The organism is Methylocystis sp. IM3 (assembly GCF_038070105.1).
GTDB lineage: Bacteria > Pseudomonadota > Alphaproteobacteria > Rhizobiales > Beijerinckiaceae > Methylocystis.
In genome coordinates, this window is the sequence record NZ_JBBPBZ010000006.1 from 148097 (window position 1) to 155113 (window position 7017).

The 7017-nt window shown below is 69.2% G+C and carries 9 protein-coding genes; 4 read left to right on the plus strand and 5 right to left on the minus strand.

All coding sequences use genetic code 11. The features are described 5' to 3' along the window. Window positions 1-125 precede the first annotated feature (125 nt). The 3 genes from WOC76_RS24105 to WOC76_RS24115 all read left to right on the plus strand — a co-directional run bounded on the left by WOC76_RS24105 (window position 126) and on the right by WOC76_RS24115 (window position 2865). The gene (locus WOC76_RS24105; protein ID WP_341387354.1) at window positions 126-1502 is read left to right on the plus strand and encodes a sensor histidine kinase; all 1377 of its coding nucleotides are present in this window, start codon (window positions 126-128) and stop codon (window positions 1500-1502) included. Further along, entirely contained in the window at window positions 1499-2164 is a 666-nt protein-coding gene (locus WOC76_RS24110; protein ID WP_341387353.1) for a response regulator transcription factor, read from the plus strand. The genes WOC76_RS24105 and WOC76_RS24110 overlap by 4 nt, the downstream gene beginning before the upstream one ends. An 80-nt stretch (window positions 2165-2244) precedes the next feature. Further along, window positions 2245-2865, plus strand: coding sequence for a DUF3280 domain-containing protein (locus WOC76_RS24115; protein ID WP_341387352.1), 621 nt, complete (start codon window positions 2245-2247; stop codon window positions 2863-2865). A gap of 19 nt (window positions 2866-2884) precedes the next feature. Here WOC76_RS24115 and WOC76_RS24120 read toward each other — a convergent pair whose 3' ends face one another. Genes WOC76_RS24120 through WOC76_RS24130 form a run of 3 tightly spaced genes read right to left on the minus strand, consistent with a single transcriptional unit; the run spans window position 2885 to window position 4741 of the window. Continuing rightward, the gene (locus WOC76_RS24120) at window positions 2885-3415 is read right to left on the minus strand and encodes an HPP family protein (protein WP_341387351.1); all 531 of its coding nucleotides are present in this window, start codon (window positions 3413-3415) and stop codon (window positions 2885-2887) included. Next, on the minus strand, window positions 3415-4371 hold the full coding sequence (locus WOC76_RS24125; protein ID WP_341387350.1) for an FAD-binding oxidoreductase: 957 nt from the start codon (window positions 4369-4371) through the stop codon (window positions 3415-3417). Before WOC76_RS24125 ends, WOC76_RS24120 begins: the two co-directional genes overlap by 1 nt. Window positions 4372-4375: 4 nt before the next feature. Further along, complete coding sequence (locus tag WOC76_RS24130) at window positions 4376-4741, minus strand: group I truncated hemoglobin (protein ID WP_341387349.1); 366 nt, start codon at window positions 4739-4741, stop codon at window positions 4376-4378. A 341-nt stretch (window positions 4742-5082) separates the two neighbouring features. Here WOC76_RS24130 and WOC76_RS24135 point away from each other — a divergent pair, with 341 nt between their 5' ends. Then, a complete protein-coding gene (locus tag WOC76_RS24135) occupies window positions 5083-6108 on the plus strand; it encodes an AraC family transcriptional regulator (protein WP_341387348.1) in 1026 nt (341 codons plus the stop codon). On the opposite strand, the gene WOC76_RS24140 is transcribed toward WOC76_RS24135, so the two are convergent. Both WOC76_RS24140 and WOC76_RS24515 read right to left on the minus strand, forming a co-directional pair. Continuing rightward, window positions 6086-6859: a bestrophin-like domain gene (locus WOC76_RS24140; RefSeq protein ID WP_341387347.1), complete on the minus strand. Its 774-nt coding sequence runs from the start codon at window positions 6857-6859 to the stop codon at window positions 6086-6088. The genes WOC76_RS24135 and WOC76_RS24140 overlap by 23 nt on opposite strands. A gap of 74 nt (window positions 6860-6933) precedes the next feature. Beyond that, window positions 6934-7017: multicopper oxidase domain-containing protein (locus WOC76_RS24515; protein WP_445928490.1), on the minus strand; the 84-nt coding region annotated here is incomplete at its 5' end.

Below are 7017 nucleotides of genomic sequence, written 5' to 3' on the forward strand. Positions count from 1 at the left end.
CTTTTGCCGCCCGCCGCTGCGGCGGCCTTTAGGCAATTTGCCCGACCTTTGCGGGCAGGGCGTCTCACGCATTGGCGGCGGATGCGCCGGCGGCTAGACTCGCGCCCGGCTGCGGAGGGCCGTCCATGCGTCTCGTCGTTCGACTGATTGCCCAGCTCATCGTGATCGTCGCCGTCTCGCTCGCGGCGACCTCGGCCCTCGTCATGATCGACGCCCACAGAAGCGTCGAGGCCGAAACCGCCGCCACGGCCGACCGCGTCGCCTTCGAGCTGGAAAATCTGTTCTGGCGGGAAATCCTGTGGCGCGGCAGCATGCGCCGCGACAAGGTGCTGCCCGTTCCCAACTGGGAGTCGCTCGCCACCTTGAAGCTCGTTTCGCCCGGCGTGTGCGTCGCCTTCGCGCCGGCGGGGGAGGAGCCGCGCCGGCTGTGCAGCCGCCTTGAGGGCGTGGGCGCGGCGGCGCCCGCATGGTTTTCGCGCGCCTACAGGGCGATCTTCGGCCCCGAGACGCCGGTCGTCCGCCAGCTGACCGTCCGGCAGCCCGAGACGGGCGCCGTGGTGGCGTCCGCCAACGCCGGCGCGGCCGTCCGGCAGGCCTGGGGCCAGATCACGGTCGTTCTCGGCGTCGCGGCCTCCATGGCCGCGGCGATCTGCCTGCTGGCGGGCCTCGCCATCGCCAGGGCGCTCGCGCCGACGCAAACCATCGTCGAGGGGCTGCGGCGGCTGGAGGGCGGAAAGGACTGGCGCCCGATCGCCGCTGCGCCGACGGCGGAATTCGGGCTCATCGCCAGAGCGGTCAACGATCTCGCCGCGCGCCTCGCCCATACGGCGGCCGAGCGCATGGCGCTGACCAAGCGCCTCTTCGAGGTCCAGGAGGAGGAGCGGCGCGCGCTGGCGCGCGACCTTCACGACGAATTCGGGCAATGCCTCACGGCGACGCTCGCCTTCGCGGCGGCGATAGAGGCGGGCGCAAGCGACCGCCCCGATCTCGCCGAGGACGCCCGCTCCATCTCGAAGGCGGCGCGGCGCATGATGACGACGCTGCGCGAGGCGCTGGCGCGGCTCCGGTCGCAGGACCTCGAGGAGCTGGGGCTCGAGGCCTGTCTCGTCCAGCTCGTCGCCGGCTGGAACGCGCGGCCCGGCGCGCCCGCCAGGGTTCATCTCGACGTGACCGGCAATCTCGCCGTTCTGCCGCGCGCCGTCTCGATCAGCGTCTATCGCATCGCGCAGGAGTGCCTCACCAACGCCATGCGCCACGGCCGCGCCAGCGACGTGCGGCTGCGCGTCGAAAGCGGGGCGGGCGCCGGCCAGATCGCGGTGACGGTCGAGGACGACGGCGGCGGCGATCCCGCGCGCGTCAACGCCTCCGCCGGCCACGGCATATTGGGGATGCGCGAGCGCATCGCCGCTCTGGGCGGCAGTCTCGTGATCGGCCGCTCGGGACAGGGCCTGCGCGTCGCCGCGCGCATACCGCTCACGACCGCGGGGCTCGCCACGGCATGAGCGGCGTTTCCATTCTGCTCGTCGACGACCACCCGATCGTGCGCGAAGGCTATCGCCGCCTGCTCGAGCGGCGTCCGGGCTTCCGCGTCGTCGGCGAGGCGGCGACCGCCGCCGCCGCCTATCAGGCCTATCGCGACCTCGCGCCGGATGTGACGATCATGGATCTCTCCCTGCCCGGCGCCGGCGGGCTGGAGGCCATCCGCCACATTCGGCAATGGGACAGGACCGCCCGCATTCTGGTGTTCACCATGCACAGCGGCTCCGCCTTCGCGCTGAAGGCGTTCGAGGCGGGCGCCGCGGGCTATGTCTCCAAGAGCGGCGAGGCGGCCGCCCTCATCGAGGCGGTGGCGACCGTGGCGCGCGGCGGCCGGGCGCTCGGCGACGACATTGCGCGGGAAATCGCCGCCGAACGGCTCGGGGAGCGCTCCCTCGTCGACGGGCTCGGCCCGCGCGAAACCGAAATCCTGCGGCTGGTCGCGCTCGGCAAAACGACGGAGGAGATCGCGGCCTGTCTCCATCTCAGCGCCAAGACCGTCCAGAACTACCACTATCAGATCAAGTCCAAGATCGGCGCGCGGACGGATGCGCATCTCGTCTGGCTCGCCCTCGCCGCGCGTCTCGTCGAGACCGACGACGCGGCGGGAGATTTGCCCGGCCGCTGACGGGAGCCCCGCCGAAGCGACAGAGGCCCGCGCGGTCCATCGTAGCCCCGCTGTCCTTTCGGCAAAGGGGATGAACGACGATGGCGCGCTCGAGAAAAATCATCGCAACGACCGCGGCCGCCGCCTGGCTCGCGCTCGTCTGCGCTCCCGCGCAAGGGGCGCAAGAGACGCAAGGGGTGCAAGGGGCGCAAGTGGCGCAAGGGGCCGATAGGGCGCCGCCGCCCATCAGGCTCGCCGTCTTCGACATGGAGCTCGACGATTTCACCGCCGGCGGCCCGATTGCGGGAGAAAGCCCTGCGGAAACGGCGCGGCTTCAGCGCATGACCGGGCTCGCCCGCGAACTGCTGGCGCAATCGGGCCTGTTCGAGCTCGTCGACACGCGCGCCGCCGCGGGCCCCATGGTCGCCGGACACTGGCTGCGCAAATGCAACGGCTGCGACGCGGACGCCGCAGCCGCGCTCGGCGCGCAAATGTCCTTCGTCGGTTTCTTCCGCAAGATCAGCGTCATGGAGCAAACGCTCGAACTGCGCATCCGCGACGCGCGGACGGGCGCGCTCGTCCATGTCTCGCAGACCGATCTGCGCGGCGAGACGGACGAGTCCTGGAGCCGGGCGCTGAAATTCCTGATCCGTTACGAGCTCGTCGAACCGGAGACCGCGCGCCGGCGCCGCGAGGGGCTGGCGGCGCGAGCGGATCGTTGACGCTTGCGCCGCGCCGGCCTCACGCCCGGCCCCGGTCGGGATGCCGCTGCACGACGAGGGCGCCGAGCAGGGCGATGAACACGACGCCGACCGCGATGACGCCGACCGTGCGCCAGTCCGGCTTCAGGCCGCCGAGCGTGACGAGCATCGTCGTCGCCGCGGCGGGCGGATGCTGGGCTTTCAGGAGCAATTGCAGGCCGACGGTCGCCGCCACCGCGGCGGCGGTCGCGGCGACCCGCGCCGGGGACAGGGCGCCGCTCGCCATGACCGCCGGCGCAACCTGGGCGCCGGAGGCGAAAAGCGCGGCGAAGCCGGCGCAGACGCCGATGGCGTGACCGGCGATCGTGTTCCACGTCCGGGCGGCGGGCGCGGCGGGCGTGACGGACTGAATGAAAATGGTCGGCCCGAGGCTCGGGAAAAGCCACGGCTGGCCGGCGGCGAGTCCGAGCCCGCCGATCGCGGCCATGGACAGCCCCGACACGATCGCCGCATAGGCAAGGGACAGGAGCCGCGACCGGCTCGAGGCGACCCCGGCGGGAGTGTGGTCCATCAGGCGCCCGGCGTGAACGCGTCGGCGCGGATCGCCCGCAGACTCGCCCCGCGCATGAAAAGGTCGCGTTTCAGCCGCTTCACGAGATTCTCGCCGCCACAGAGGAAAAAGGCCGAGTGTTCGAGACCCGTCTCCGATTCGAGCGCCACCGCCGCCACGTCGCCGCGAAGATGCGCATCCGCGTCGAGCGCGCAAGGCCGGTATGTGAGGTTCTCGCGGCTCCCGGCAAGGGCCTCCAGCTCGTCACGCAAATAGAGGCCGCGCGGGTCGCGCGCGCCGTGATAGAGGCGGATCGGCCCGCGGTGGCCGCGCTTCAGCGCGTCGCGCAGCACGCCGTAGAGCGGCGCGAGTCCGGTGCCGGCGCCGATCAGCACGAGCGGCTGATCCGGGTCGACGCCCTCGTAGAAGCAGGTTCCCGAGGGGCCGGCGACATGCAGCCTGTGGCCGGGCGCGAGGCGCTCCGTCAGCCGCCGGCTCATGCGGCCGTTCTCGTGCAGCCGGATGTGCATTTCGAGGTAGGGATCGTCCTCGGGATGGCTCGCGAGCGAATAATGACGCTTGAGGTCGTCGTCGGCGATGAGTTCGAGGAACTGGCCGGGGCGGTAGTCGAAGTCGTCGGCCTCGATCCGCAGCCGGATGATGTCGTGCGAGAGCCGCTCGAGCGAGCGCACCACGGCCTCGCGGCGGGCGCCGGCGTCGTCCCGCGGCGCGATGGCGAGCGGCGTCTCGGGCTTGCAGACGCAGGGCAGGAAAAAGCCCATCGCCTTTTGCGCCTCGGTGAGGCCCCGCTGCGACGCCTCCGGCGGCGTTCCCGAGACGGCGCGATGCATGCACGTCTGGCAGGTTCCGGCGCGGCAGGAGCTTTTCGCCTCGATCCCGGCGCGCAGCAGCGCCTCGAGAACCGTTTCGCCCGGCGCGATCGGCACCGGGCGATCCATGTAGGTGAGCAGCGACAAGGGGTCAGCGCCCGAGAACGTCGTCGCGCACCGAATTGGCGAGCGCCGCCACTTCCTTCACTTCCGTCTCGGGCACGCCGAGCTGGCGCAGCGTCGTGTTGAGATTGTCGATCACCGCATCGACATGCGAATCGTTCAGGCCCTTCTCGACGAGGCGCCTGTGGGCGTTGCGCATGTCCTTGCCGGTGTATTTGTTGGGGCCGCCGAACGCCATGGTCAGAAAGCTCTTCTGCTTGGCGATCTGGTCCTCCATGTCCACGTCCTCGAAAAAGCGCGCGATGCGGCCGTCGGCGAGAACGCGGCGATAGAAAAGCTCGACGGCGGCGTTGACGGCCTTCTCGCCGCCCAGACGTTCATAAAGGCTGGACATTCGTGTTTCTCTCTTCCCCTTCGCGAAACCCATGCGCCTTCGCGAAACCCATCTCTTCGCGAAACCCATGCGCCAGCCTGCGCGGCTGACGATCAGCGTCAGACTAGGACGTTCGGGGACGGCCGGGCGACACGGTTTCGGCAAAGCGAGGCGCCGGTTCGGCAAAGCGAGGCGCCGGTCCGGCAAAGCCCGGCGCGCCGCCACTGACGGCGATTTTGTTCAAGAAAAACGTCCAGTTGCAAAGCTTGCGGGCGCGCATATGATCGGCCGCGCGCCGGGGGGCGCGGCCGCCATGTCCGGCCTGCCGCCAGATTGCGCCTTGATCGCCGATGCAGAGATCCGTGAGCTCCACTCCCTTGCCGCCGCTCGCCTTTGGCGAGAACCAGGCCCGCCATGCGACCGATCCCGATCAGGCGGCCGCCCTTGCGGCGGGCGCGCTCGGCCGCATCGAAATCTACGAGTCGGCGAGCCGCGAGACGCGGTTTCGTCACAAAATGTCGACGATCCGGGTCAATGGGCTCGAACTCAGCGCGGCGGCGTCGACGCCCATGCGGCTCGGCATCAAGACGCCCGACGACACCTTTCTCCTCGTGCCGTTCTTCGGCGCCACGACCCTGCGCATCGGCCCGCGACAGTATCAGTGGGGCGCGGCGCGGCGGGCGCTTCTGCTGTTCAATTGCGACTACCGTTACGGGATCACCCAGACCCGCTCCGTCCTCATCGCGCGGATCGATTCCGCGCGGCTCAGGGCCACCCTCTCCGCCATGCGCGGCGCGGCGCGGGCCGACGACGTCGAGTGCTGCGCCGAGGAGGCGCGGCTTCTCGACCTCGAATGCCGCTCCATCAATTTCGTCGCGGCCTTTCGTCATCTGTGCAACTACATCGACGCGCTCGGCGCGAACCCCGCCCTTCTCGAACGGATCGGCGTCGACGACTGGTTCTACCGGCAGCTCGCCTGCTGGCTCGCGCCGGATCTCGTCGCGGAGGATGCGGGGGACCACGGACGCGCCGCGGGCTTCACGCCCGGCGCCATCGACGCGGTGTGCGAGGCCATGCGCAACCGGCTCAACAGACCGCTGACCAAGACCGAGATGGAAAAGATCAGCGGCCTCTCGGCGCGCGGCCTGCAATACGCCTTCCTGCGGAAATTCGGCTGCTCCCCGATGGCCTGGCAGAGACGCGAGCGGCTCAACATCGCCCATGAGCGGCTGAGCCGCGATCGCGACGCCGCGAGCATCACGGAGCTGTCGTTCGATCTGGGCTTTTCCTCCGCGTCGAGATTCGCCGCTTATTACAAATCGCTCTTCGGCGAGAGCCCGCAGGAGACGCGCAAGCGCCGGCGCTCTAATGCGACGCGACATCCGTGACGAAGAGGAAGGGGCGCTCGGAAACCTTGAGGTCGCCCGAGAAGGGCGAGCCGAAGAGGAGAACGAGGTAGAGACTCATCGCGATCAGCAGCGTGACCATGCCGCGCATGATCAGATGGATGCCGTGACTCTCGATCGTGAAGAAAAAGGTGAAGGCGATCGTGATCAGCGCCCCGACGAGCAGGACCGTCCATTCGGCGCTCGGAACGCCGAAGTTCGACACCCGTGTTCGCTCGAGCCGGCTCTCCCACAGGGAAATGCTTTCCGACAGCATGGCGGCGTGCACGGACTGCTGATTCTGGGTCTTGGGGTCGAGGCCCTTGACGAGATGGGCGAGCGCCAGCAGATCGTTCTGGGCCCTTTGGCTGATTTCGCCTTTTTCCATGCGCGCCCATTCGTCGGCGGCGACCTCGCGCGCATAGTCCCGCACGAAGGCCTTGATCGACGCCTGTTCGCGCGGGAACTGTTCGGCAAGGGACAGAATGGAGAGCAGCGCCTTCGCCTCGTTTTGCACCGTCTTCTCGGCGGTCTGGAATTTCGCCATGGCGTCGAGCACGACGAGGCCCAGAAGAACGGCGTAGAACGTGCCGACGAGCGCCAGATAATAGCCCCCGACCTCATGCGCCTTCTTCAGGGTCTCGGGGCTGATGATCTTTCTCATCGCGATCTGGCAGGCGAGAACGATCGCGACCGACAGCGCGATCGCGGCGACGCCGACCGGATAGTGATCGAGAGCAAGGTGATCGAGCATTTCCCATTTCCTGCGCCGAGAAGATTCGGCCGGACGTCGCCGCCCGGCCGCAGGACGCGCCCGTTCGCCCCGACTCAGCGGGGCGCCGGAACCACCTGGATTTTCGCCATCATGCCGCTGTCCTCATGTTCGAGGATGTGACAGTGATAGACGAACTC

What these genes read in the sequence shown, in the direction of transcription:
- WOC76_RS24105 (WP_341387354.1), top strand. Translation starts at nt 126, where the DNA reads ATGCGTCTCGTCGTTCGACTGATTGCCCAGCTCATCGTGATCGTCGCC.
- WOC76_RS24110 (WP_341387353.1), top strand. Translation starts at nt 1,499, where the DNA reads ATGAGCGGCGTTTCCATTCTGCTCGTCGACGACCACCCGATCGTGCGC.
- WOC76_RS24115 (WP_341387352.1), top strand. Translation starts at nt 2,245, where the DNA reads ATGGCGCGCTCGAGAAAAATCATCGCAACGACCGCGGCCGCCGCCTGG.
- WOC76_RS24120 (WP_341387351.1), bottom strand. Translation starts at nt 3,415, where the DNA reads ATGGACCACACTCCCGCCGGGGTCGCCTCGAGCCGGTCGCGGCTCCTG.
- WOC76_RS24130 (WP_341387349.1), bottom strand. Translation starts at nt 4,741, where the DNA reads ATGTCCAGCCTTTATGAACGTCTGGGCGGCGAGAAGGCCGTCAACGCC.
- WOC76_RS24140 (WP_341387347.1), bottom strand. Translation starts at nt 6,859, where the DNA reads ATGCTCGATCACCTTGCTCTCGATCACTATCCGGTCGGCGTCGCCGCG.